The 24,719-nt window shown below is 74.3% G+C and carries 23 protein-coding genes and 1 tRNA gene; 15 read left to right on the plus strand and 9 right to left on the minus strand.

The annotated features are described in order from the left end of the window. Nucleotides 1–27 precede the first annotated feature (27 nt). The 3 genes from ACFUEL_RS02920 (at nt 28) to ACFUEL_RS02930 (ending at nt 3,375) form a co-directional block, all read left to right on the plus strand. Entirely contained in the window at nt 28–1,422 is a 1,395-nt protein-coding gene (locus ACFUEL_RS02920) for a dipeptidase (RefSeq protein ID WP_380234143.1), read from the plus strand. 37 nt (nt 1,423–1,459) lie between these two features. Next, entirely contained in the window at nt 1,460–2,401 is a 942-nt protein-coding gene (nudC, locus tag ACFUEL_RS02925) for an NAD(+) diphosphatase (protein ID WP_380234144.1), read from the plus strand. Between the two features lie 185 nt (nt 2,402–2,586). Next, nucleotides 2,587–3,375, plus strand: a complete 789-nt coding sequence (locus tag ACFUEL_RS02930) for a GntR family transcriptional regulator (RefSeq protein ID WP_380234145.1) — start codon at nt 2,587–2,589, stop codon at nt 3,373–3,375. A 34-nt stretch (nt 3,376–3,409) separates the two neighbouring features. Here the strand turns inward: ACFUEL_RS02930 and ACFUEL_RS02935 are convergent, their stop codons facing one another. After that, the gene (locus ACFUEL_RS02935; RefSeq protein ID WP_030917164.1) at nt 3,410–3,661 is read right to left on the minus strand and encodes a mycoredoxin; all 252 of its coding nucleotides are present in this window, start codon (nt 3,659–3,661) and stop codon (nt 3,410–3,412) included. 168 nt (nt 3,662–3,829) lie between these two features. On the opposite strand from ACFUEL_RS02935, the gene ACFUEL_RS02940 reads away from it, so the two are divergent. The 5 genes from ACFUEL_RS02940 (at nt 3,830) to ACFUEL_RS02960 (ending at nt 8,938) form a co-directional block, all read left to right on the plus strand. After that, the gene (locus tag ACFUEL_RS02940) at nt 3,830–6,106 is read left to right on the plus strand and encodes an ATP-dependent DNA helicase UvrD2 (protein WP_380234146.1); all 2,277 of its coding nucleotides are present in this window, start codon (nt 3,830–3,832) and stop codon (nt 6,104–6,106) included. A gap of 159 nt (nt 6,107–6,265) precedes the next feature. Next, complete coding sequence (locus ACFUEL_RS02945; protein ID WP_380234147.1) at nt 6,266–6,688, plus strand: hypothetical protein; 423 nt, start codon at nt 6,266–6,268, stop codon at nt 6,686–6,688. Nucleotides 6,689–6,849: 161 nt separating this feature from the next. After that, nucleotides 6,850–7,227, plus strand: a complete 378-nt coding sequence (locus ACFUEL_RS02950) for a WhiB family transcriptional regulator (RefSeq protein WP_380234148.1) — start codon at nt 6,850–6,852, stop codon at nt 7,225–7,227. Continuing rightward, nucleotides 7,224–7,637: a hypothetical protein gene (locus ACFUEL_RS02955; protein ID WP_380234150.1), complete on the plus strand. Its 414-nt coding sequence runs from the start codon at nt 7,224–7,226 to the stop codon at nt 7,635–7,637. Before ACFUEL_RS02950 ends, ACFUEL_RS02955 begins: the two co-directional genes overlap by 4 nt. A gap of 230 nt (nt 7,638–7,867) precedes the next feature. Then, on the plus strand, nt 7,868–8,938 hold the full coding sequence (locus ACFUEL_RS02960; RefSeq protein WP_380234151.1) for an aminoglycoside phosphotransferase family protein: 1,071 nt from the start codon (nt 7,868–7,870) through the stop codon (nt 8,936–8,938). A gap of 35 nt (nt 8,939–8,973) precedes the next feature. On the opposite strand, the gene ACFUEL_RS02965 is transcribed toward ACFUEL_RS02960, so the two are convergent. The 5 genes from ACFUEL_RS02965 to ACFUEL_RS02985 form a co-directional block, all read right to left on the minus strand. Continuing rightward, a complete protein-coding gene (locus ACFUEL_RS02965) occupies nt 8,974–9,516 on the minus strand; it encodes a barstar family protein (protein WP_380234152.1) in 543 nt (180 codons plus the stop codon). A 105-nt stretch (nt 9,517–9,621) separates the two neighbouring features. Then, nucleotides 9,622–9,915, minus strand: coding sequence for a hypothetical protein (locus ACFUEL_RS02970; RefSeq protein WP_380234153.1), 294 nt, complete (start codon nt 9,913–9,915; stop codon nt 9,622–9,624). A 295-nt stretch (nt 9,916–10,210) separates the two neighbouring features. Further along, a complete protein-coding gene (locus tag ACFUEL_RS02975) occupies nt 10,211–11,302 on the minus strand; it encodes a barstar family protein (protein ID WP_380234154.1) in 1,092 nt (363 codons plus the stop codon). Nucleotides 11,303–11,379: 77 nt separating this feature from the next. Next, on the minus strand, nt 11,380–12,720 hold the full coding sequence (locus tag ACFUEL_RS02980; RefSeq protein ID WP_380234155.1) for an ABC1 kinase family protein: 1,341 nt from the start codon (nt 12,718–12,720) through the stop codon (nt 11,380–11,382). Nucleotides 12,721–12,943: 223 nt separating this feature from the next. Beyond that, nucleotides 12,944–14,053 carry a ThiF family adenylyltransferase gene (locus ACFUEL_RS02985; RefSeq protein WP_380234156.1) on the minus strand — a complete coding sequence of 370 codons (1,110 nt, stop codon included), beginning with the start codon at nt 14,051–14,053 and terminating at the stop codon, nt 12,944–12,946. Nucleotides 14,054–14,457: 404 nt separating this feature from the next. Here ACFUEL_RS02985 and ACFUEL_RS02990 point away from each other — a divergent pair, with 404 nt between their 5' ends. After that, nucleotides 14,458–15,015 (plus strand): M48 family metallopeptidase, encoded by a 558-nt coding sequence (locus ACFUEL_RS02990; RefSeq protein ID WP_380234167.1) that lies wholly within the window; start codon nt 14,458–14,460, stop codon nt 15,013–15,015. Nucleotides 15,016–15,068: 53 nt separating this feature from the next. Here the strand turns inward: ACFUEL_RS02990 and ACFUEL_RS02995 are convergent, their stop codons facing one another. Beyond that, entirely contained in the window at nt 15,069–15,632 is a 564-nt protein-coding gene (locus ACFUEL_RS02995) for an NUDIX hydrolase (RefSeq protein ID WP_380234158.1), read from the minus strand. Beyond that, a complete protein-coding gene (locus tag ACFUEL_RS03000; RefSeq protein ID WP_380234160.1) occupies nt 15,629–17,266 on the minus strand; it encodes a zinc-dependent metalloprotease in 1,638 nt (545 codons plus the stop codon). Before ACFUEL_RS03000 ends, ACFUEL_RS02995 begins: the two co-directional genes overlap by 4 nt. A gap of 191 nt (nt 17,267–17,457) precedes the next feature. Here ACFUEL_RS03000 and ACFUEL_RS03005 point away from each other — a divergent pair, with 191 nt between their 5' ends. The 4 genes from ACFUEL_RS03005 to ACFUEL_RS03020 all read left to right on the plus strand — a co-directional run bounded on the left by ACFUEL_RS03005 (nt 17,458) and on the right by ACFUEL_RS03020 (nt 20,625). Then, nucleotides 17,458–18,606, plus strand: a complete 1,149-nt coding sequence (locus ACFUEL_RS03005) for an NAD-dependent epimerase/dehydratase family protein (RefSeq protein WP_380234161.1) — start codon at nt 17,458–17,460, stop codon at nt 18,604–18,606. An 87-nt stretch (nt 18,607–18,693) separates the two neighbouring features. After that, entirely contained in the window at nt 18,694–19,134 is a 441-nt protein-coding gene (locus ACFUEL_RS03010) for a molybdenum cofactor biosynthesis protein MoaE (RefSeq protein WP_380234162.1), read from the plus strand. A gap of 163 nt (nt 19,135–19,297) precedes the next feature. After that, on the plus strand, nt 19,298–19,465 hold the full coding sequence (locus ACFUEL_RS03015) for a hypothetical protein (protein WP_380234163.1): 168 nt from the start codon (nt 19,298–19,300) through the stop codon (nt 19,463–19,465). Between the two features lie 77 nt (nt 19,466–19,542). Beyond that, nucleotides 19,543–20,625, plus strand: a complete 1,083-nt coding sequence (locus ACFUEL_RS03020; protein ID WP_380234165.1) for a PDZ domain-containing protein — start codon at nt 19,543–19,545, stop codon at nt 20,623–20,625. A gap of 280 nt (nt 20,626–20,905) precedes the next feature. Here the strand turns inward: ACFUEL_RS03020 and ACFUEL_RS03025 are convergent, their stop codons facing one another. After that, entirely contained in the window at nt 20,906–21,466 is a 561-nt protein-coding gene (locus ACFUEL_RS03025; protein ID WP_380234166.1) for a PPA1309 family protein, read from the minus strand. 162 nt (nt 21,467–21,628) lie between these two features. On the opposite strand from ACFUEL_RS03025, the gene ACFUEL_RS03030 reads away from it, so the two are divergent. Together ACFUEL_RS03030 and ACFUEL_RS03035 are read left to right on the plus strand one after the other, a co-directional pair. Next, on the plus strand, nt 21,629–24,580 hold the full coding sequence (locus ACFUEL_RS03030) for a UPF0182 family protein (protein ID WP_380234168.1): 2,952 nt from the start codon (nt 21,629–21,631) through the stop codon (nt 24,578–24,580). A gap of 57 nt (nt 24,581–24,637) precedes the next feature. Then, nucleotides 24,638–24,711: transfer RNA gene (locus ACFUEL_RS03035), tRNA-Met, on the plus strand. The last annotated feature ends 8 nt before the right edge of the window (nt 24,712–24,719 follow it).

Below are 24,719 nucleotides of genomic sequence, written 5' to 3' on the forward strand. Positions count from 1 at the left end.
CCGTCCGGGCGAACTACAGTCGTCCGCATGACGAAAACGCCGGACAGCGCCGTCCGCTCCTACATCGACCGGCACGAGGACGCCTTCCTGGCCGACCTCGCCGACTGGCTGCGCATCCCCTCGGTCTCCGCCGACCCGGGCCGGGCGGGCGAGGTCCGCCGCTCCGCGGAGTGGCTGGCCGGCAAGCTGCGCGCGACCGGGTTCCCGGTCGCCGAGGTGTGGGAGACGGACGGGCTGCCCGCGGTGTTCGCCGAGTGGCCCTCCGGCGAGGAGGGCGCGCCGACCGTGCTGGTCTACGGCCACCACGACGTGCAGCCCGCCGCCCGCGAGGACGGCTGGGACACCGACCCGTTCGAGCCCGCCGTGGTCGGCCGCCGGCTGTACGCGCGCGGCGCCGCCGACGACAAGGGCCAGGTCTTCTTCCACACCCTGGGCGTGCGCGCCCACCTTGCCGCCACCGGCCGCACCGCGCCCGCGGTCAACCTCAAGCTGCTGGTCGAGGGCGAGGAGGAGTCCGGCTCGCCGAACTTCGCCGCCCTGGTGCGCCGCGAGGCCGAGCGCCTCGCCGCCGACGTGGTGATCATCTCCGACACCGGCATGTGGTCCGAGACCACTCCGACGGTGTGCACCGGCATGCGCGGCCTGGCCGACTGCCAGATCGACCTGTACGGCCCGGACAACGACATCCACTCCGGCTCCTTCGGCGGCGCCGTCCCCAACCCGGCCGAGGTGGCCGCCGAACTGGTGGCCGGCCTGCACGACGCCGACCGCCGGGTCGCCGTCCCCGGCTTCTACGACGGCGTGGTCGAACTCACCGACGAGGAGCGGGCGCTGTTCGCCGAGCTGCCCTTCGACGAGGAGCGGTGGCTGCGCACCGCCAAGTCGCACGGCACCCGGGGCGAGGCCGGCCACACCACCCTGGAGCGGGTCTGGGCCCGGCCGACCGCCGAGGTCAACGGCATCTGGGGCGGCTACACCGGCCCCGGCGGCAAGACCATCGTCCCCGCCGAGGCGCACCTGAAGCTGTCCTTCCGGCTGGTCGCGGGTCAAGAGGTGGAAAAGGTCCGGGAGTCGGTGGCGGCCTGGGTTTCCGAGCAGGTCCCGGAGGGCATCCGGTACGAGATCGTCTTCCCCGGCGCGACCCGCCCCTGCCTGACGCCGCTGGACCACCCCGCGCTCCGGTCCACCGTCCGGGCGATGGAGCGGGCCTTCGAGCAGAAGGTCCTGTTCACCCGCGAGGGGGGCTCCGGCCCGGCCGCCGACCTGCAGGACGTGCTGGGGGCGCCGGTGCTGTTCCTCGGCATCTCGGTGCCCTCGGACGGCTGGCACTCGATCAACGAGAAGGTGGAGCTCGACCTGCTGCGCAAGGGCGTCGAGACCTCCGCCTACCTGTGGGGCGACCTCGCGGAGAACTTCCGGTGACGGCCCGCCGCCACCGCCGCACCGAACGCGAACGGGGATGGACGAGTTGAGCAGCGCACCCGAGACCAAGCACCTCGCGCTGGCCCGCGCCGGGGTGGACCGGGCGGCGCACCGCCGGCTGGACGAGCCCTGGCTGGCCGCGGCCTGGAGCCACCCCACCACCCGGGTGCTGCCGATCGCCGGCGGCGAGGCGTTCGTGGTGGACACCGCCACGGGCAGCGAACTGGTGCTGCTGCCCTCCTTCGAGGCCCCCGAGACCGGCCACCGGTACTTCCTGGGCACCGACGAGGACGGCACCCACTACTTCGCGCTGGACTGCGAGTCGCTGCCCGGTCGGCTCGACGGCGACGCCCGCCCGGCCGGCCTGCGCGAGGTCGGCGGCACGCTCAGCGTCCGGGACGCCGGGCTGCTGGTGCACGCCGTCGCGCTGGAGCACTGGCACCGGCTGCACTCGTTCTGCTCCCGCTGCGGCCACCCCACCGAGAAGGCCGGGGCCGGCCACCTGCGCCGCTGCACCTCCTGCGCGGCCGAGCACTACCCGCGCACCGACCCCGCGGTGATCATGCTGATCACCGACGGCGAGGACCGCTGCCTGCTGGGCCGCCAGGCGCTCTGGCCGGAGGGCCGCTGGTCCACGCTGGCCGGCTTCGTCGAGCCCGGCGAGTCGATCGAGCAGGCGGTGGCCCGCGAGGTGTGGGAGGAGGCGGGCGTCCGGGTCGGCGAGGTCGAGTACGTGGCCAGCCAGCCCTGGCCGTTCCCGTCCAGCCTGATGCTCGGCTTCCTCGGCCGGGCGCTGCCCGACGGCACCGGGATCACCGTGGACGGCGAGGAGATCTCCGAGGCCCGCTGGTTCAGCCGGGAGGAGCTGCGGGCCGGGATGGCCGCGGGGGAGATCCTGCCGCCGTCCGGCATCTCGATCGCCCGGCACCTGGTCGAACTCTGGTACGGCGAACCGCTCCCGGCGGCCACCCGCTGGTGACCCGGCGCCGACGGGGGCGTGCGGAGCACTCCGCGCGCCCCCGTCGTGCGTCCGGCGGGCACCGGGACGGCCGGAGGGGCCGGGGCCGCCGGAGCGTTCCGGCGGGGGTTCCCCGTCGCCGGATCCGGGGCGCGGTTGGCGGATTCCGCTGAAACCGCGCGAGCCCACTGGCTACATTCACTCGCGTGACGATCCCCCGCGGCCCCGCGCACCCGCCCAAGTACCAGCGGCTCGCCGCCGACCTGCGCCGGCGCATCGCCTCCGGCGAATGGGAGGGCGGCGGCCGGCTCCCGGTCGAGACCGAGCTGGAGGAGCAGTACGGGGTCGCCCGCAACACCGTCCGGCTGGCCGTGGACGCCCTGGTCAACGAGGGCCGGGTGGTGCGCGTCCAGGGCAAGGGCACCTACCTGCGCGAGCCCTCCCGGCACGACCACCGGGTGCACGCCCGCCCGCACCGCCCCGCCCGGCGCGGGCCGCTCACCCCCAGCGGCGAGGTCTACGCCGCCGAGGCGGTGGCCGCCGGACGGCAGCTCACCGTCGACTTCGAGGTGGCCGCCGTCCGGGCCCGCCGCGACATCGCCGCCTGGCTCGGACTGCGCCCCGAGGACACCGTGATGATGCGCCGCCGGCTCTGCCGGGTCGACCAGGAGCCGTACGCCATCGAGGAGAGCCACTACCGGGCCGGGCTGGCCGCCGGCACCCCGCTGATGCAGGACCGGCCCGTCCCCGGCGGGGACGAGCGGATACTGGCGCAGCTCGGCCGGACCGAGACCGCCGCCACCGACCACCTCACCGCCCGGATGCCCGACCCGGCCGAGGCCGCCTGGTTCGGGCTCGGCCCGGGGGTGCCGCTGCTGGTCAACACCCGGATCAGCAGCGACCGGCGCGGCCCGATCCGGGTGGTGGAGACCCGCTACGCCGCCGACCGGGCCCGGCTGCTCTACGAGCTCGGCGACGGCGCGGCGGCCGGCTGACCCCGGAGCCCGGGGCCCGCCGGCCGGGAGCCGGTCAGACCAGCGCGGCCTGGACCTGGCGCAGGCTCGGGTTGGTCATCACGCTCTGCTCGCCGGAGGCGGAGACCACCACGACCGTCGGCACCGTCTGGTTGCCGTCGTTCACCGACTCCACGTAGGACGCCGAGGCCGGGTCCTGCTCGATGTTGACCTCCGTGTAGGCGATGCCCTCGCGGTCCAGCTGGCTCTTGAGGCGGTTGCAGTAGCCGCACCAGGTCGTGCTGTACATCGTGACGGTGCCGGACATGGCGAGGTGCTCCTTCGGTCGACGGACGGTGGCCGGGCGGCCGCCCGGTGCAACGCCCGGCGGGCCGGGCCCATTCCGGGACGGGCACCGGTGCGACGATCCGACCACCGCGGGCGGCCTGTGGACAAGTCCGTCCGAACTGTCCGGAGCGCCTGCGAGGATGGGGGCATGCAGGAAGACCTCCCCGGGTTCGACGACCCGCACGCGCAGTACGGCCACGCCCCCCTCGGAGCGGACGCGGTGCTGGCCGGGCTCGACCCCGAGCAGCGCGCCGTCGCCACCGCCCTGCACGGCCCGGTCTGCGTGCTGGCCGGCGCCGGCACCGGCAAGACCCGCGCCATCACCCACCGGATCGCCTACGGCGTGCGCAGCGGCGTCTACCACCCCGCCCAGGTCCTTGCCGTCACCTTCACCGCCCGCGCGGCCGGCGAGATGCGCGGCCGGCTGCGCCAGCTCGGGGCGGACGGCGTGCAGGCCCGCACCTTCCACTCCGCCGCGCTGCGCCAGCTCCAGTACTTCTGGCCGCGCGCCGTCGGCGGCTCCTTCCCCCGGCTGCTGGAGCGCAAGGTCCAGCTGGTCGCCGAGGCGGCCGGCCGCAGCGGCCTGCGCGTCCAGCGCACCGAACTGCGCGACCTGACGGCCGAGATCGAGTGGGCCAAGGTCACCCAGGTCGTCCCCGACGACTACCCGGCCGCCCTCGCCAAGTCCGGCCGGGAGGCCCCGAGGGACCCGGCGGAGACCGCCCGGGTCTACCGCGCGTACGAGAAGCTCAAGGGCGAGCGCGACCTGATCGACTTCGAGGACGTGCTGCTGCTCACCGCCGCCATCCTGGAGGAGCGCCCGGAGGTCGCCGACCGGGTCCGCTCCCAGTACCGGCACTTCACCGTCGACGAGTACCAGGACGTCTCCCCGCTCCAGCAGCGCCTGCTGGAGCAGTGGACGGGCGGCGACGGCGGCGCCAGCCTCTGCGTCGTCGGCGACGCCAGCCAGACCATCTACTCCTTCACCGGCGCCACCCCCGACCACCTGCTGAACTTCCGCCACCGGCACCCCGACGCCACCGTGGTCAAGCTGGTCCGGGACTACCGCTCCACCCCGCAGGTCGTGCACCTGGCCAACGGGCTGCTCTCGCAGGCCCGCGGCCAGGCCGCCCAGCACCGGCTGGAGCTGGTCTCGCAGCGCGAGGCCGGCCCCGAGCCGGTCTACCGCGAGTACCCGGACGAGCCCACCGAGGCCGAGTCCACCGCCCGCCTGATCCGGGACCTGCTCGGCACCGGCGTGCGGGCCAGCGAGGTCGCCGTGCTGTTCCGCACCAACAGCCAGTCCGAGGTGTACGAGCAGGCCCTCGCCGACCTCGGCATCGCCTACCAGCTCAAGGGCGCCGAGCGGTTCTTCGAGCGCCCCGAGGTCCGCGAGGCCGGGGTGCTGCTCAAGGGCGCCGCCCGGGCCGCCGACGACCCGCTCACCTCCGGCGCGCCCGACCTCGCCGCCCAGGTCCGCGCGGTGCTCGCCACCCGCGGCTTCGCGGCCACCCCGCCGGCCGGCTCCGGCGCCGTCCGCGAGCGCTGGGAGTCGCTGAACGCGCTGGTCCGGCTCGCCGAGGAGTTCGAGGCCGCCCGCACCGCGGCCGGCGAGCGCGCCGACCTCGCCGCCTACGTCGCCGAGCTGGACGCCCGGGCCGCCGCCCAGCACGCCCCCGCCGTCGAGGGCGTCACGCTGGCCTCGCTGCACGCCGCCAAGGGCCTGGAGTGGGACGCGGTGTTCCTGGTCGGCCTGAGCGAGGGCACGCTGCCGATCATCTACGCCAAGACCGACGAGCAGGTCGAGGAGGAGCGCCGCCTGCTGTACGTCGGCGTCACCCGGGCCCGCCGCTTCCTCACCCTCTCCTGGTCGCTCTCCCGCTCCCCGGGCGGCCGCGCCTCCCGCAAGCCCACCCGCTTCCTGGACGGGCTGCGCCCCGGCTCCAGCGGCCCCGGCGCGCGCACCCGCGGCGGGCGCGGGGGCGTCGAGCCCGGCGCGGAGCGCTCCGCCGCGCGCCGCGCTCGAGGCCCGGTCAAGTGCCGGGTGTGCGAGCGCACCCTCACCGAGGGCCGCGAGATCAAGCTCCGCCGCTGCGACGACTGCCCCTCCACCATGGACGAGGCGCTGTACGAGCGGCTGCGCGAGTGGCGCTCGGTCAAGGCCAAGGAGCAGGGCGCCCCGGCCTACGTGGTGTTCACCGACGCCACCCTGACGGCCATCGCGGAGGACGTGCCGGGCAGCCTCGCCGAGCTGTCCCGGATCTCGGGAGTGGGCGCCATGAAGCTGGACAAGTACGGCGCCGACGTGCTGTTGTTGTGTGCGGGGGAGAGTCCGGAGCCGGTGGGGGAGACCGACCGGGAGCCGGAGCCCGCCCCCGTCGAGGGCGAAGCCGGGAACGAGGCCGAGAACTCGCCGGAAAAATAGTTTGCGCGCCGCGTGTACGGCGCAATAGCCTGCCGGAGCGGTCAAGGGGACGAGACCGCGAAGCTCGCAGAGGGCTTGTTTCTGCGTGCGCCGACCATCAACCAGATATCGGAACCCGGGCGACCGGGTACCGCGAGACGCCGAGAGGAGGCGAGTTCAGTGGAGACCACGATGATCACGAAAATGACCAACCTGATGACTACCCTCGCCATGCCCTCGCGCGTCAGCGTCACGGGTCTGGGTCTGGGTCTCGGTACGGCCGGCGGCAACGCCGGAGCCCTGCTGTCGGAGCGCTGCCTTGTCAGTGATCTGGGCAATGCTGTGGGCACCCGTGTCGAGGCAGGTCTCTCCCGTGACTGGGCGGCGTTCGGCGGCGGCATTTCGCTGTCCGACGAGCGACCGACCGAGGCACCGAAGGCAGTAGCGGCAGAAGCCCTCCATGGGCGCTATGCGGCCGTCATCGGTGCCGGATCCAACAAGCAGGACCAGCAGATCTCCCTGGCCGAGGTCGCCGTTCGCGGCGCCGAGGCAGGCCGGAAGCAGGTTTTCCGCGGGCCTGGACCCTGGAGCGAACGACCCTGACTGAGTCAGTCACGGGCGGTGCCTCCAGGGCCGCGGAAACCCAGCAACCGGGTTCCGCGGCCCTTCTGTTTTGTCCGGTACGCAAGACCACCCAGGCCCCACGGGGCCTCCGGCCCGATCCGAACCACGGAACGGCCGGATCCACATCGAAGACGAGGAAGATGCCCACAGTGTCCACGGTCACCACACCGCCGCCCCTCCCGTCCGTACCGACCGACAAGACCGTCAAGGCCGACCAGGCCGACCCCCCGGAGGTAACACTCATGCAGCTCACCGCCATCGACGAGGCTGACTCGCTCGGGCTCCCCATCCCGTGCCGGGCCTTCGACCCGGAGGTCTTCTTCGCGGAGACCCCCGCGGACGTCGAGTACGCCAAGTCGCTGTGTGGCACCTGCCCCGTCAAGGCCGCCTGTCTCACCGGCGCCATCGAGCGCCGCGAGCCCTGGGGCGTCTGGGGCGGCGAGCTCTTCGTGCAGGGCGTCGTCGTCGCCCGGAAGCGCCCGCGTGGCCGTCCGCGCAAGACCGAGGTCATGGCGTGAACCCCGCAGCCAGGGCCGTCCGCAGCGGCACCGGAGCCGTCCGCAGGGGAGAGCAGCCCCCGCTGGACACCGCTCTGCGCCACTCGGTACGCATCGCGGCCGCCAAGGCCGACGCAGAACAGACCCGTCCCTTCCCGACCACGCACCACGAGCAGGACCACCACATGAACCCCGCCGGCATCGATCCGACCGTCCGCTCCGAGCAGACCACCGAACTTCAGATCCAGAACAGGACTCTCGAGATGAATCTCCTCCAAGAATCCCTGGCGCGCGCGCATATGCAGCAACGCCTCCACGAGGCCGAGGAGCAACGCCTCGGCCTGCGGGTGATGCGCGCGGCGCGCCTGCGTCGCAAGGCCGAACGCGCCTCCCTGCGCGCCCGCAAGGCCCTCGCCGTCGCCCTGATGTGACGGAGGCTCCACCCCCGCCGGCCGGCCGCGAGGCCCCGCCGGTGAACCACCCCTGAACGCCGACGGCCGACTCCCCGCCCCCGGGCAGTCGGCCGTCGGCGTGTTTCCGGGGCCCCCGGCGCTGCCCCGGCACCGTCTGCCCGGTTCCGCCGCATTCATCCCACCGGGCCCAAATGCCGCCCTCCGCACTACTGTTCGCCGCTCGAACAGGTCGTGCAAGGATGGGCCCCATGTGGCCCTCCCTCCCGCTCGGCGAGAAGCTGCGCACCGTCCTCGGCCAGCCGCGCAAGGTCCGCCGCCTGGTCAGCAGCCCGCGCTCCCGGGTCTGGCGGGCCGAACTCTCCGGCCGGCCGGTGGTGGTCAAGCAACTGGTCGACTCGCCCGGCGCCGACGAACGCTACGCCCGCGAGGCCGCCGCGCTCGCCCTCGCCGCCCGCCCCGGCCGGCCCGGCCGCCCGGTGGCGCCCGCGCTGCTCGGCACCGACCCGGCCCACCGCCTGCTGGTGCTGGAACGCCTGGAGGACCGCACCCCCGGCCCCGGCTGGCAGAACGACTACGCCACCGCGCTCGCCGGACTGCACGCCAGCGCCCCCGCCGACCTCGACGACCTCGCCGGGACGGCCCCCGGCACCGACCTGCCCGCCTGGACCGGCCCGACCGAACGCGACCTCGGCTGCTTCATCGCGCTCGCCCGGATCCTCGACGTGCCCGCCCCGCCCGGTGCCCGCGCCGAGGCCGAGGCCCTGATCGGCCGGCTCTCCGCCACCCCCGTCCGGCACGCGCTGCTGCACGGCGACCCCTGCCCCGGCAACGACCTGCACACCGCCGACGGTGTCCGGTTCGTCGACTTCGAGCAGTCCGCCCTCGGCCCTGGCGCGGTCGAACTCGCCTACCTGCGGATCGGCTTCCCCACCTGCTGGTGCGCCACCACCCAGCCCGCCGCGGAGCTGGCCGACGCCGAGGCCGCCTACCGCACCGCCTGGCGGGCGGCCACCGGCACCGCGGCCCCCGGCACCGCCGAACTCGCCGACGCCTGCGCCGGCTGGCTGATCCGCGGCGACGCCCTCGTCCCCAAGGCCGAGCGCGGCACCGCCGACCACCTGGCCCGCGTCCACCACGGCGACTGGACCTGGGGCAACGCCACCGCCCGCCGCCGCCTCCTGCACCGCCTGCGGGTCGTCGCCGAACTCGCCGACGCCGACACCGCGCTCCCGGTCTTCGGCCGCTTCTGCGGCACCCTCGCCGCCCGCGCCCGCACCACCTGGCCCGCCGCCGGCCCGCTCGCCACCGAACGCACCTGACCGCCCCGGCCCCCGGCCTTTGGCCCTGCCGCCGCTCAGGCCCGGACGACCGTCACCCCCCACTGCTCCAGCAGCCGGGCCACGTCCTCCGGCAGGCAGCGGCCGGTGGCCGGGTCGACCACCTCGGGCAACTCCCGTTCGGTGGCGGCGAAGTCGTGCCAGACCAGGGCGAACGGCCGGGCGACCCCGAAACCGCCGCCCAGGCAGTCGCGCAGGCTGTTCCAGCACCGCCCGTAGTAGCCGCCGGGGCCGTTCAGCGCCGCACCGAGCGCGCAGTGCAGGCCCGCCGCGTCCTCCACCGCCCGGCCGTCCAGGTGGTACACGCCGCCGGAACGGTCCGGTCCGGGCTCGCGGAGGTGGAACGCCAGCGACAGCCACGCCTCCCTGGTGGTGGTGGACAGCCCGCGCCAACTGCCCGGCTGCCACGGTGGCCCGGCCCGCCGGCTCCGCCGGACCCCGCGGGCCGCCGAGCCGGGCAGCCGCTCGCCGTCGACCGACAGCAGCATGTCCAGCAGCCCGCCGCCGAGCACCGACGGCCCGACCCGCTCGACGGACAGCCCGGTGGTGACGGGCTCCATCACCCGCCCGCCGTCGTCCAGCGCCCACAGCTCGGTGAACGCCGGCCAGTCCAGCTGCCCGGCGGACCAGCCGGGCCCGCAGCGGTTCGGCGGGCTCGCAGCCGATCAGCCGCACCGGCAGCGGCGCCGGGGCTCGCGCTCCACCAGCAGCCCCGTGACCTCGGTGCAGACCGCCGGCGGCTCGCCGGTGGGCCAGCCCGTGGTCAACTCGAAGCGCACGCAGGGGTGCTGCGCCAGCCGGAACGCCTCCGCCTCGCCGACCGCCGCCCCGACCGCCACGTCGACCAGCGCCGGATCGGCGGCGTGCGGCCCGACCGCGAGCACCTCGGCGTCCGGCAGCTCCCACCAGTGGTCCGCCCGGAGCCGGTCCGCCCCTCGATGCAGGCCGACCCGAGCCACCCGGGCGCCACCCCCGGCGTGCAGCCGCGCATGACCAGCACCTCGCGCGGCGGCGGGGGCGGGTCGGCGAACAGCCCCTCGACGGCCGCGCACCGGCCCAGCAGCAGCTCGCTGCCGTCCTCGCCGTCCAGGGGCTCCCCGATGATCAAGTACCGTACCGGGAAAGGCCGTTCCCACCGCAGGTGCTCCTCGGACCGCACGCCCGCCCCGTCCGTCGCCACCACCGACGGCCCAGCCTCCAGGGCCGGGCCGGACCGGACCGGGGCGGGCCGGGGCGCCGCGACGGCATTTCCGCTCAGGCCCGCAGCACCGTCACCCCCCGCTCCTCCAGCTCGCGGGCCAGCTCCTCCGGATAGCCCGGCCCGGCGGCCGGGTCGTGCTCCCCGGCCAACTCCCGTTCGGTGGCGGCGAAGTCGTGCCAGACCAGGGTGAACGGCGGGACGAGCCCGAAGCCGCCGCACAGGCTGTCGAAGAGGGCGTCCCACCCCCAGCCGTAGTAGCCGCCGGGGCCCAGCAGCGCCTCGCCGATCGCGCAGTGCAGGCCGGGCTCGTCCCGCAGGCCCGCTCCCGCCAGGTGGTACTCGCCGCCGGAGCGGTCCGGCCCGGCCGGGCGTTCGCGGCGCATCGCCAGCATCAGCCAGGCGTGCCGCCCGGCCGCGTCCAACTCGCGCCAACTGCCCGCCCGCTGCGGCGGCCCGGCCCGCCACAGCCGCCAGGCCGGGCGGGCCGCCAGACCGGGCAGCCCGTCGGCGTCGACCGACAGCAGCACGTCGACCAGGGCCCCGCCGAGCACCGACGGCCTGGTCCACTCGGCGTCGAACCCGATCGCCCGCCGGTCCATCACCCGCCCGGTGTCGTCCAGAGACCACAGCTCGGTGTACCCGGGGTGCCTGCCACGCCGCTTGCGCAGCGCCGCCCGCATCGGCTCGGCCGGCTCGCAGCCGACCAGCCGCAGCGGCAACGGCTCGGCCGCCGCGCGGTCGGCGACCAGCCCGTCGGTGGCCGACCGGGTCACCGCCCGCACCGCGCCCCGGCCGGTGGTCAGTTCGAAGCGGACGAACGGGCCGTCGGCGTGCCGGTGCCAGTCGTCGGGGAGCACGCCGGCGCCGATCGTGACGTCCACCAGCGCCGGATTGCCGGTGTGCGGCGCGACCGACAGGACCTCGGCGTCCACCAGCGTCCACCAGACCTCGAAACCGCTCTCCGTCCGGCCGACGACCGACGCCGCCCCGAGCCACTCGGCCCGCACCCCCGGCGCGCAGCCGCGCAGCACCAGCACCTCGCGCGGTGGCGGCGGCGGGTCGGTGAACAGCCCCTCGACGGCCGCGCACCGGCCCAGCAGCAGCTCGCCGTCCCCCTCGCCCTCGGCCATGATCAAGTACCGCACCGGGAAAGGACGTTCCCACCGCAGGTGCTCCTCGAACCGCACGCCCGCCCCTCCCCCCGGTGCCGGCCGGTACCGGCTCAGTCGGCTTCCGGCTCGGCGAAGCCGGGCAGCCAGCGGAGCAGTTCCTCGTGCAGGCGGACGGTGGCGCCGAGCTGGCACAGGACGCCGATGGTGGACAGGGTGACCCGGTGGATCAGCAGGTAGGAGGGCGGGAGGTTGAGCCGCTTGCCCAGGTTGTAGGCGGGGGAGCGCGGGTCGGCGATCCGGGCGGCCTGGGCGCGCATCCAGTCCCGGCTGAAGGTGAACTGCTCGGCGCGGGTGGGCTCGATGATCGGCAGCAGGTAGTCGAGCACCGCGTCCGGGTCGAGCGAGATGCCGGCCCGGACGAAGTTCTCCTGCCGGAGCAGCTCGTACACCGCCCCGGCGTCGCCCGCCAGGGCCAGCCGCAGCGAGGTGCCGATCGGGCGGGGCAGGCCGCCGGGGAGGCGGTCGACGGTGCCGAAGTCGAGCACGCCGAGCTTCCAGCTCGCGGCGGTGCGGCCGGTCTTGACCAGCCGGAAGTTGCCCGGGTGCGGGTCGGCGTGCAGCAGGCCGGTGCGGGCCGGGCCGGCGAACAGGAAGCGGGCGAGCAGCTGCCCGGCCCGGTCGCGCTCGGTGCGGGTGCCGTCCGAGACGACCTGGGAGAGCGGCTTGCCCTCCAGCCACTCGGTGACCAGCACCCGCCCGGACTGGGCGACCACCCGGGGCACCACGATGTCGGCGTCCCCGGCGAACTCCTCGGCGTGCAACTGCTGGGACTCCGCCTCCAGTCGGTAGTCCAGCTCCTCGGAGACCCGCTCGCGCAGCTCGGCGATCAGCGGCTTGATGTCCACGCCCGGGATCAGCGGGCCCAGCACCCGGGCCAGCCGGGAGAGCTGCCCGAGGTCGCTGAGCAGGGCGTCGCCCGCGCCCGGGTACTGGATCTTGACCGCGACGTCCCGCCCGTCCCGCCAGACGGCGCGGTGCACCTGGCCGATCGAGGCGGCGGCGGACGGCTGGTCGGAGAAGGAGCGGAAGCGGTCGGCCCAGTCGGCGCCGAGGTCGCCGGCGAGCACCGCGTGCACGGTGCGGGTCGGCATCGCCGGGGCGGACTCCTGGAGCTTGGTGAGCGCGGCCCGGTAGGGGCCCGCGACGTCCTCCGGGAGGGCGGACTCGAAGACCGACATGGCCTGCCCGAACTTCATCGCACCGCCCTTCAACTTGCCGAGCGTCGCGAAGAGTTGCTCCGCGGTCTGGGCCTGGAGTTCGGCCGCGACCTCCTCCGCGGGCCGCCCGCCCAGCCGCTTGCCCAGGCCGAGGGTGGCCCGCCCGGCGAAGCTCAGCGGCAGGGCCGCCAGCCGGGCCGTCCGGGAGACCGCCTTGCGGGGCATCTCAGACATCCGCCGCCCCCGCCCGGTCGGCGCGGCCGGTGGCGGCCGGGGCCGCCCCGGCACGCGGGCGGGCCACCGGCAGGCCCTCGCCGGTTCCTGTCGTGCGCGGTAGATCGCTCACCGGACCTCCTGATCCTCCGGACCGACCGGCGCCCCGCCGGCGGTCGGTACAGCGGCGTTCCGGGCCCCGTGGCTCGAAGACGGGCCCTGGGCCGTGGCTCGAAGACAGACCCTAGGCCATTGTGCCCGTTCGCCCCGGTGCGGAGGACTGCCACAGGCAACCGCAGTCCGGGTGGCTGCGCAGCCGCAGCCGCCGCACCATGCCGTCGGCGGCGGACAGCTCGCACCAGCCGTCCACGCTGGGCGGCAGCGCCCCGTCCAGGTACAGCTGGACGTGCAGCGCGGCGAGCCCCGCGACCGCGGCGGCGACCGCGCCGTCGCAGGCCGGGGTCCGGGCCCGGCCCGGACCGCCGTCGATCAGCTGGGCCAGCAGCCGGGGCCACGCCTCGTCCTCGTCCCGCCTGGTCAGGGTGGCGCAGCTGCCGCAGGCGGAGGCGCCGGGGACGACCAACGGGCCGACCACGCCGAGGTGTTCGAGCACTCCGGTGTACAGGTGCGGGACGCCGGCCCGCATCAGCTCCTGGGCGTCGACGGCGGCCCCGGTGTACGCGGCCGAGCCGTCCCGCGGGGCGAGCACCACCAGGGTGGGCGGCGGGGGAGCGGCGGGCGGGCGCCGGTAGCGCTCGCCGACGGGGGCGCCGGTGGCCCGGTGCACCAGCTCGCGGGCGGCGGTGGCGCGCAGCCGCCCGATGTCGCCCGGCGGCAGGCCGCCGGGCGCGCAGTCCCGGGCGGTGACCCGGCCGCGGTCCAGCACCGCGACCTCGCCGATCCCGCCGGCCGCCAGCGCGGCCCCGACGGCGGCCCCGATCCGCCCGGCCCCGCGCACCTCGACCCGGGCCCGGGAGCGCCCCTGCAGCACGGCCGCGGCCTCGCCCGGCGCCGGGTGCACCAGGGAGAGCGAGGCCAGGTCGGGGCCGAGCAGCTCGCGCCGGGCGGGCGGGTACAGCTCCAGCACGTCCCGCAGGGACTGCGCGTCGTCGAGCAGTTCGCCGGCGCCGAGCGAGTCGAGCACCGCCCGGCAGTACTCGGCGCTCAGGCCGAGCCGCTGCCCGGCGGCGATCAGCGCGGGGCCGTCCCGGCTGCCGTCGACCAGCTCCAGGAAGCCGGCCAGGCCCCGGTCGACGCCTTCGACCACCCGGGCGTGCCGCCGGACGGTGCCGAACTGCAGGGTCTGCTTCTCCCGCCACAGCCGGGACAGCGCGGGCTTGATCACGGGGCGCATGCGGGTACCTCCCACGGTCGGGATCCCGGCGTCGGGATCGCTGGTGACCGCAGCTTGCCCGCCCGTCCCGGACGGCGGAAATCCGTTGTCCACAGCCCCGGTAGGACGATCGGACCATCACTGTGCACAGCCTGTGGACAACGCACCCGGGTGGTCCCCCGGGCCGCGCCGTCCCGGTGCCGGACTTCTGTCACGGGGACGGGGTAACGTCCTGTGCCATGGCAGCCGAACGGGACTCCCACCGGTCGGCGTCGCGTCGGCGTGTCCGGGCAGCCTCCGGACCGGCGGTCGCGGCGCCGGGTGCGCACGCCAGCACCGGGGCCGGCCGTGAGTACACATCCGATTGCGAGCACGCACCCGACCCGAGCCGCCCGCCCGAGCGCGGCGGCGGCGAGCGCACGGGCATCGAGCGTACGGGCACCGAGCGCACGAGCACCGACCGCAGCAAGGTCGAGGTGCGCCGCAGCGCCCGCCGCAGCCGCACCGTCTCCGCCTACCGCGAGGGCGACCGCACCGTGGTGCTGATCCCGGCCCGGATGTCGCACGCCGAGGAGCAGCGCTGGGTGGCCCAGATGCTCGACAAGCTGGCCGCGCAGGAGAGCCGCCGGGCGCTCGGCGACGAGGCCCTGCACTCCCGCGCCCGCGAGCTCTCCCAGCTCTACCTGGGCGGCCGGGCCGTCCCCGAGCAGGTCCGCTGGGTGACCAACCAGAACTCCCGCTGGGGCTCCTGCACCCCCAGCGAGCGCACCATCCGGCTCTCCCACCGCCTGCAGGGCATGCCCGAGTACGTGATCGACTACGTCCTGCTGCACGAGCTCGCGCACCTGCTGGTGCCCGACCACGGCCCCCGGTTCTGGGCCCTGCTGGACGCCTACCCGCGCACCGAGCGGGCCCGCGGCTACCTGGAGGGCGTCGCCTCGGCGGCCCGGCTGCCGCACATCCCGCCCGCCCGCGCGACCTGAACGACGGCGGCCCCCGGCCGCCGAGGGGCGGCGGGGGCCGGTGGCGGAGCGTGTCAGACCAGCGCGCGGGCCCGGTCGACCAGGTCGCGCACCGAGCGGTCGGTGTCGGCGGGCAGCTCGTCCCAGCCGAACCAGCGCAGGTCCAGCGACTCCTCGCTGATCAGCTCGCGCGCCCCGGCCGGGGCGAGGGCCACGTACTGCACGTCCAGGTGGGTGTTCTCCGGCCGGTCCTTCCCGGCGCAGCGCACCCGGTGCCGGTCCAGCTTCACCGGCGCGGTGCGGCCGCCGACGGCGAGCAGCGCCAGGTCCGCGATGCCGGACTCCTCGACCGCCTCGCGCAGCGCGGCCGCGGCCAGCGTCTCGTCGCCGGGCTCGCAGTGGCCGCCCATCTGCAGCCACAGCCCGACCTTCGGGTGCAGGGTGAGCAGCACCCGCCCGCCGTCGGGGTCGACCACCAGCGCGCTGGCGGTGAGGTGGCCGGGCAGGCAGGCCCGCCACATGCCGTCGGGGCGCTCGGCCAGGTGGGCCAGGTAGTCGCGGCGCAGCGCGTCCTGCCCGGCCCCGTCGGGCGCCCAGTCGGTCAGGGCGCGGACGGCGTCCGCGTGCAGCGAGGTCACTTGGCGGTGCCCTCCGGACCCTGCTCGCCGCCCTTGCCGTCCTCGCGGCCCTCGCCGTCCTCGTCCGGGGCGTCCTGGCCCTTGCCCTCCCCGTCCGGAGCGGCCTCCTGGGCGGCCCCCGGAGCGGCTTCCGGTGCGGTCTTCGGGGCGTCGTCCGGAGAGGCGCCCCCGGCGTCCTTGGTCAGGTCGGCCTTCCCCGCACCGGCGGCGCCGCCGCCGGCGGCCTCGCCGAGCAGCTTGTCCAGCGCGTCGAAGTCGAAGCCGCCCTCGGCGACCGCCGCGGTGTCGCGGTGCACGAAGCCGTCCGGGTCGTCCAGGTCGGCGGCGGTGGGCAGCATGTCGGGGTGGCTCCACAGCGCGTCCCGGCCCTCGACGCCGCGGGCGTCGGCGAGCGAGGCCCACAGCCGGGAGGCGTCGCGCAGGCGGCGCGGGCGCAGTTCGAGGCCGACCAGGGTGGCGAAGGTCTGCTCGGCGGGGCCGCCGGAGGCGCGGCGGCGGCGGAGCGTCTCGCGCAGCGCGGCGGCGTGCGGCAGGTGCGGGGCGGCGGCGGTGTGCACCACGGCGTCCACCCAGCCCTCGACCAGGGCGAGCGCGGTCTCCAGCCGGGCGAGCGCGGCCTTCTGCTCGGGGGTGTCCTCGGGCTGGAGCAGGCCGCCGGCCAGCGCGTCCTGCAGGGCCTCGGGGTTGCTCGGGTCGATCTGGCCGACCAGCTCCTCCATCCGCGAGGTGTCGACCTTGATGCCGCGCGCGTACGCCTCGACGGCGCCGAACAGGTGCGCCCGCAGCCACGGCACGTGCGCGAACAGGCGCTGGTGGGCGGCCTCGCGCAGGGCCAGGTAGAGCCGGACCTCCTCGGCGGGCACGTTCAGGCCCTCGCCGAACTCGGCGACGTTCTGCGGCAGCAGCGCGGCCTTCCCGGCGGGGGCGAGCGGCAGGCCGACGTCGGTGGAGCCGAGCACCTCGGCGGCCAGCGCGCCGAGCGCCTGCCCGATCTGGGTGCCGAACATGGCGCCGCCCATCGAGCGCATCATGCCCATCAGCGGCCCGGCCACCGCCTGCATCTCCTCGGGCAGCACGCCGCCCATGGCATTGCCGACCCGCTCGGCGACCGGGTCGACCAGGTCCTTCCAGACCGGCAGGGTGGCCTCGATCCACTCGGCGCGGCTCCAGGCCACCGCCGCGGAGGAGGTGGACGGGAACTCGGTGGCGGAGTCCAGCCACAGGTCGGCGAGCCGGACGGCCTCGGTGACGGCGGTGCGCTCGGCCGCGCCGACCGAGCGGTCCTTGGTCTTCCCCTCGGGCTGCTCGGCGACCACGGTCTGCCGGGCGATGTTCTTGGCCAGCTCCCAGTTCACCGGGCCGCCCTCGAACGAGAGCATCTGCCCGAGCTGCTGGAAGGCCGCGCCGAGGTCGTTGGGGTTGAAGCCGCCCATCATCGCGGCGAACGGGTTGTCCCCGCCCTGGCCGCCGCCGGGGCCGCCCGCGCCGAAGAGCGCCCCGAAGGGGTTGCCGGTGCCGAAGCCGAAGGGCTGCTGCGGGGTCGAGTCGCCCTGCTCGCCGTCCTTCTTGCCCTTGTTCTCGCCGTCCTCGGGCTCCTCGGGGGGAACGCCGAATCCGAAGGGGAGGTCGCTCACGGGGGTCCTCGATCTGATCGGCCGTCACGCGGGTGGTGTGGCGGGAAAGTCTGCCGCCCGGGGGCTCCGAGCGGTTTCAATGGTCTCGCGGCGACCGCGCCGGGTGCACCGCCGGGGCCGAGCCTCGGGCAGGATGGTCAAGTGCGTGACACTCGTACGTCCGCACTTAAGCTAACCGTGGAGGATGGCCGGTGAGTTCCCCGCCTTCGGACGTTCGCTCTGGGCTGACCGAGGGCGAGGGTGTGCCGGCCGACGCCGGTTCGCCGACTCCAGCCTACGGCGGCAGGCCGCTGACCGTGGCCGTCACCGGCGCGGCGGGGGTGCTCGGCGAGCGTGTCGCGCGGCGCCTGGTCGGCTCCCCGCACGTGCGCCGGGTGCTCGCGGTGGACGAGCGGCGCGGCGACGTCCCGGGCGTGCAGTGGCGGGTGCTGGACGTGCGCGACCCGGCGGTGGCCGAGCGGCTGGCCGGGGTCGACGTGGTGGTGCACCTGGCGATGGACCTCGGCATGGAGTCCGATCCGCGCACCCGCAGCGCGTACAACGTGCGCGGCGCGCAGACCGTGGTGACCGCCGCCGCGGCCGCCGGGGTGCACCGGGTGGTGCTGTGCACCTCCGCGATGGTCTACGGCGCGCTGCCCGACAACGAGGTGCCGCTGGCCGAGGACTCCGAGCTGCGGGCCACCGAGGAGGCGTCGCTGGTCGGCGACCTGCTGGAGATCGAGCGCCTGGCCCGGCGGGCCCCGCGCGCCCACCCCGGGCTGCAGGTCACCGTGCTGCGCCCGGCCGTGGTGGTCGGCCCCGGCATCGACACCGTGCTGACCCGGCACTTCGAGGCGCCGCGGCTGCTGGTGGTGGCGGGCTCCCGGCCGTGCTGGCAGTTCTGCCACCTGGACGACCTGGCCGCGGCGCTGGAGTACGCGGCGCTGGGCCTGGTGGAGGGCGAGGTGACGGTCGGCTGCGACGGCTGGCTGGAGCAGGAGGACGTGGAGGAGCTGTCCGGGATCCGCCGGATGGAGCTGCCCGCCTCGCTGGCCCTGGGCACCGCGGCCCGGCTGCACCGGCTGGGCCTGACCCCGGCCCCGGCGGGGGACCTCGCGTACACCATGTACCCGTGGGTGGTCTCCGGCAGCCGGCTGCACGAGGCGGGCTGGCGGCCGCGGCACACCAACGAGGAGGTGCTGGCCGAGCTGCTGTCCCAGGTGTCCGGCAAGCACGCGGTGGCCGGGCGCCGGCTCGGCGGCAAGGAGGCCGCCACCAGCCTGGGCGCGGCCGGGGCGACGGTCGCGCTGATCGGCACCGCCGCGCTGGTGCGCCGGGCCCGCAAGCACCGGCGGATCTGATCACCACCTTTTCGCATCACGGAATTACCTCATCGTGATACGAAAATTCTTGCGGTCGGCCGACCGGCATGCGGAATGATGGTGGGCATGTCCGAGAACCACGACCCGATCCGCCTGCTCGCCGTCCGCGAGACCCCGCTCTCGCTGGACGAGGTCCACGCCGCGGTCGGCGACGACGCGGCCGGCGGCACCACCCTGTTCGTCGGCACGGTGCGCGACCACGACGGCGGCAAGCCGGTCGCCGCGCTGGAGTACAGCGCCCACCCGACCGCCCTGCGCGAGCTGCGCCGGATCGCCGAGAAGGTCTGCACGGACTTCCCGGTCCGGGCGCTGGCCGCGGTGCACCGCACCGGCCGGCTGGAGATCGGCGACACCGCGGTGATCGTCGCGGTCTCCTGCCCGCACCGCGGCGAGGCGTTCGCGGCCGCCCGGCGGCTGATCGACGACCTCAAGCACGAGGTGCCGATCTGGAAGCACCAGATCTTCACCGACGGCGAGGAGGAGTGGGTCGGCGCGGGCTCCTGCTGACGCCCCCGTGTCCGCTCCGGGCGGGGCTCGTTCCCCGTTCGGCGGTACCCCTCGCGGTGGAAGGCCGGGCCCGGGCCCGTAACCCGGATGCCGCCCGCGCCGTTCCCCCTACAGGCGGCTAATCTGCTGATACGCACGAGACGAGCCTGTGGGGAGTTCGAAAATGGCTGTGCTCGCCTGGTTGAGCATTCCCGTGGTGGCCTGTGTACTGGCCACGGTCTGGGCCACCTGGGCGGCCCGCCCGCCCCGCGCGACGACCGATCCGAGCTCGCTCGCCGAGCACGAGCGGTTCCGCGCCGCGATGGAGCGCAGCACCGGCGCCCGGGACTGACGGGGGGCGCCCCGATCAGCCGTGCGGGGCCCGGGGCAGCGGTACACCCGGACCCGCACTTCCCGTACTGTCGTGACATGCCACGCCGATCGGCGACGATGCTCGCCGCCACCCTGCTGCTGATAGGTCTGCTCTGCGCCTCGGTCGTCTTCAAGGTGCCGTTCACCGAGATGAGCCCGGGGCCGACCTACAACACCCTCGGCGAGCAGGGGAAGACCGGTACGCCGGTGATCACCATCACCGGCCACGAGACCTACCCGACCAGCGGCCACCTCAACATGACCACCGTCCAGGTCACCGGGGCGAGCTACCAGCCCAGCCTGGTCTCGGCGATCGTCGGCTGGATCCGCGACGACGTGCTGGTCGTCCCGCACGACAACGTCTACCCGCAGGGCCAGACCGACCAGGAGGCCCAGCAGGAGAACGCCGAGCAGTTCGCCTCCTCCGAGGACAGCGCCAAGACCGCTGCCCTCAAGCAGCTGGACATCCCGGTCGGCACCGAGGTGATCGTCTCCGCGGTGACCGCGGGCGGCCCCTCCGAGGGCAAGCTGCACGCCGGTGACCAGATCGTCGCGGTCGACGGCGTCGCCATCAGCGACCGGACGCAGGTCGCCGAGCAGATCACCAAGCACCAGCCCGGCGAGACCGTGGTCTTCACCGTGGTGCCGCAGGCCAAGTCCAGCGCGACGCCGAACCCGGCGGACGAGGTCCAGGTGCCCGTGGTCACCGCGAAGTCCGAGGACGAGGGCCCCGCGCGGGCGGTGGTCGGCATCACGCCCGGCGTCGATCACGTCTACCCGTTCAAGATCGACATCGGCCTGCAGGAGGTCGGCGGCCCCAGCGCCGGCCTGATGTTCGCGCTCGGCATCGTCGACAAACTCACCCCCACCGACCTCACCGGCGGCAAGTTCGTGGCGGGCACCGGCACCATCGACGACGACGGCGCGGTCGGCCCGATCGGCGGCATCCAGATGAAGCTGATCGCCGCCCGGGACAAGGGCGCCGAGTACTTCTTCACCCCCGCGGACAACTGCTCCGAGGCGGTCAAGGGCACCCCGTCCGGCCTCACCCTGGTCAAGGTCGAGAACCTGGACGGCGCGATGAAGGCGCTGGACAGCATCCGCGCCGGCGACAAGGCGGCGCTGCCCAGCTGCAAGTAGCGCGGGCCCGCACCGCCAGGGGCTCGGGAAGAACGGCGAGAGGCGAAACCAGGGGCTCGGGGAACGGCGAGCCCGGGGCTGCTGACGGTTCACTGCCGTTGCGCGCATCTGCTTCCGGTTTCTTTAAAGACACGCAGCAGCACGAACCTCCGATGGGCTCCGGCCGTCAGCAGCACGGACCCGCCGTTCCCCGGGCCCCTGACGGGGCCCATGCGCAGCACGGACCCGCCGTTCCCCGGGCCCCTGGTGGTGCATGCTCATCTGCCGACAGTTCTCCGGGTCAGGAGAAGGTCGAGAGCAGGGCGTCGGTCAGGTTGGGGACGAGTTCCGGGCCGGTGAGGACCTCGCGGGCGAGGTCCTTCTCGCGCAGGCGGAGGGCGACCTCCTTGGAGCCGTCGCGCAGCACGGCCGCGGTGATCCGGACCTCCTGGCGCTGCGGGTGGGTCGCCACCCACTCGTTGATCTCCTTCTCGGAGGCGTTCTTCGGCCGGGACGCCTCCGCGCCGGGCGGGAGCATCAGCCGCTCGACCACCAGGGCGCAGCCGACCACGCCGTCGGGCCAGGCGATGGTGCCGAGGAAGCGGTCGAGCTCGGTGCCCGCGGGGATCTCCTCCTGCTCGACCGGGGTGAGGCCGGTCGGGTTGTCGTCCAGGCCGAGCTGCGAGGCGAGCCGCGGGTTGGCCTTGCGCATCTGCGCGTTGTCGACCAGGGCGAACAGGCGGGCGGGGAGGTCCCAGCCGAGGGTCGCGGCGTGCTCGTCGATCTCCAGGGCGGCCCGGGTGAGGGGGGTGGCCGCGGGGAGGCCGGAGGCGGCGGCGGTCAGGTCAGGGGAGTCGGACATGGGGTCATCCTCACATGTCCGGGGGGCCCCGCTCCAACTCCGACGCAGCGTCCGGGAACTCAGGTAAAGACTGATGAAGTTGCATGGAAGACCGCTGTCCGCCATGGTGCGGCGGCACGCAACTCCGACGACGACAGCTGAGGTGGCGCCTTGACCTTCCAGATGCCGGACCGCTCCGGTCCGGGTTCCCGAGCGAGAGTCGGCCCGCCGTCGCGCCGGGCGAAGGTGCTGCTGCTGACGGTCGGCGTGCTGGCCGCGCTGTTCCTGCTGTTCGTGATGTTCGCCGGGCTGTGGACCGACTGGCTGTGGTTCGACTCGGTGCACTACGGCTCGGTGTTCACCACGCAACTGAGCGCCAAGGTCGGCCTGTTCGCGGTGTTCGGGCTGCTGATGGCGCTGGTGGTCGGCTTCAACCTGTGGCTGGCGTACCGGCTGCGGCCGCCGCTGGCCGCGATGTCGGTGGAGCAGCAGAGCCTCGACCGCTACCGGATGGGCGTCGCGCCGTTCCGCAAGTGGCTGCTGATCGGCCTGTCGCTGGTGGTCGGCGTGGCGGCCGGCGCCGCCGCGGGCGCCCAGTGGCGGACGTGGATGCTGTGGATCAACGGCACCCCCTTCGGCGTGAAGGACGACCAGTTCCACAAGGACGTCTCGTACTACGCGTTCGACCTGCCCTGGTACCAGTTCGTGCTGGGCTTCGCGTTCAGCGCGGTGCTGGTCTCGCTGCTGGCCGCGACGGCCGTGCACTACCTGTACGGGGGCCTGCGGCTGCAGGGGCCCGGGCGGCGGGCGAGCGCCGGGGCGCAGGGCCACCTGGCCGTGCTGCTGGGCGTGTTCGTGCTGCTGAAGGCGGTGGCGTACTGGCTGGACCGGTACGCGCTGGCGGTGAAGAGCGAGTCGTTCAAGAAGGTCGACGGCTGGACCGGCCTGCGCTACGTGGACGCGAACGCGTTCCTGCCGGCCAAGACGATCCTGTTCTTCGTGGCGGTCATCTGCGCGCTGCTGTTCTTCCTGACCCCGATCCGGCGGACCTGGGCGCCCGCGCTGATCGGCTTCGGCCTGATGGCGCTCTCCGCGCTGCTGGTCGGCGGGCTCTACCCGGCGCTGGTGCAGAAGTTCCAGGTCATGCCGAACGAGCAGGCCAAGGAGACCGCCTACATCCAGAAGAACATCGACGCGACCAGGCAGGCGTACGGCATCGCGGACGCGGTCGAGCAGCAGTACGCGCCGACCGACTCCATCGACGCCGACAAGGTCAAGCAGGACGCGCAGACCATCACCGACATCCGGCTGGTGGACCCGAACGTGGTCTCGCCGACGTTCCAGCAGAACCAGGCGCTGCGCAACTACTACGCCTTCCCCAAGACCCTGGACGTGGACCGCTACGGCGACCAGGACACCGTGCTGGGCGTGCGCGAGCTGGACCTGTCGGGCGTGCAGCAGCGCAACTTCATCAACGACCACTTCAAGTACACCCACGGGTACGGCGTGGTGTCCGCCAAGGGCAACCAGGTCGACGCCAACGGCAACCCGGTCTACACCGAGCAGTCGCTGCCGACCACCGGCGACCTGGGCGAGTACCAGCAGCGGGTGTACTACGGCGAGAAGTCGCCGCTGTACTCGGTCGTCGGCCCCGGCATGGACGAGATCGACTACACCCGGGACGGCCAGCCCGACCAGACCTGGAAGTACGACGGCGGCAGCGGCGTCTCGCTGGACAACCCGCTGACCAGGGCCGCGTACGCGGTGAAGTTCGCCGAGCCGCAGATCTTCTACTCGGGGGCGATCAAGGACGGCGCGAAGATCCTGTACGACCGCACCCCCAAGGAGCGGGTCGAGAAGGTCGCGCCGTGGCTGTCGATCGACGCCGACCCGTACCCGGTGGTGCAGGGCGGCCGGCTGGTGTGGGTGCTGGACGGCTACACCACCTCGGACGGCTACCCGTTCTCCTCGAAGACCACCTTCGGTGACGCCACCAAGGACTCGATGACCGACCAGCGCGGCCGCACCCTGACCGCGACCAACCAGGTCAACTACATCCGCAACTCGGTGAAGGCCACCGTGGACGCGTACACCGGCGAGGTGACGCTCTACCAGTGGGACGAGGCCGACCCGGTGCTGAAGACCTGGATGAAGGCGTTCCCCGGCACGGTGAAGGCGAAGGCGGACATCCCGTCGACCCTGCTGCCGCACCTGCGCTACCCGCAGGACCTGTTCAAGGTCCAGCGCGACCTGCTCGGGCAGTACCACATCACCGACGCCTCCGCGTTCTTCAACGGCACCGACATCTGGGACGTGCCGGTGGACCCGACGGTCGACACCCAGGAGGTCCAGCCGCCGTACTACCTGACGGTGCGGACGCCGGACGCGAAGGAGGCCAGCTTCTCGCTGACCACCTCCTTCGTGCCCTCGGGGCGCAAGAACCTGGCCGCGTTCATGACGGTGGACGCCGACCCGGGCGAGGACTACGGCAAGCTGCGGATCCTGCGGCTGCCGTCCGGCTCGGGCGCGCTCGGCCCGGAGCTGACCCAGGCGAAGTTCAACTCCGACTCCGAGGTCGCCCACCAGCTGACCCTGCTGAGCAACAACAACGAGTCCGGCCTGGTGTACGGCAACCTGCTGACCCTGCCGGTCGGCGGCGGCATCCTCAACGTGGAGCCGGTGTACCTGGTGGCCCGCGGCGCCAAGGTGCCGGCGCTGAAGAAGGTGCTGGCCGTGTACGGCACCGGCAACGTGGCGATCGGGGACAGCCTGAGCGAGGCGCTGACCAAGGTGCTCGGCGGCGCGGCGGACGGCGTCGCCACGCCCACCGCTCCGGCCCAGCCGGAAAACCCGGGCACCCCGACGGGCCCGACGACGCCCACCGCGCCGGGCACCCCGGAGGACCCGGACGTGCAGAAGGCGCTCGCGGACGCCCAGAAGGCGTTCGACGAGGGCCAGGAGGCGCTGAAGAACGGCGACTGGACGGCGTACGGCAAGGCCCAGGAGACGCTGAAGAAGGCGATCGCCGACGCGGTGGCCGCCGAGCAGAAGTCCGGCGGCGGGGCGTCCCCCGCACCGAGCGGATCGCCGAGCGGATCGCCGAGCGGATCGCCCTCGGCCTCGCCCACCGGCTGAGCTGCGGAAACCGGTTTGTTGGTCCACCCCGTGATCGTGATACAGTGGTTTCACCGACGCGGGGTGGAGCAGCTCGGTAGCTCGCTGGGCTCATAACCCAGAGGTCGCAGGTTCAAATCCTGTCCCCGCTACTCAGTGG

Origin of the sequence: Kitasatospora sp. NPDC057198 (assembly GCF_042670125.1) — a bacterium.
Lineage (GTDB): Bacteria > Actinomycetota > Actinomycetes > Streptomycetales > Streptomycetaceae > Kitasatospora.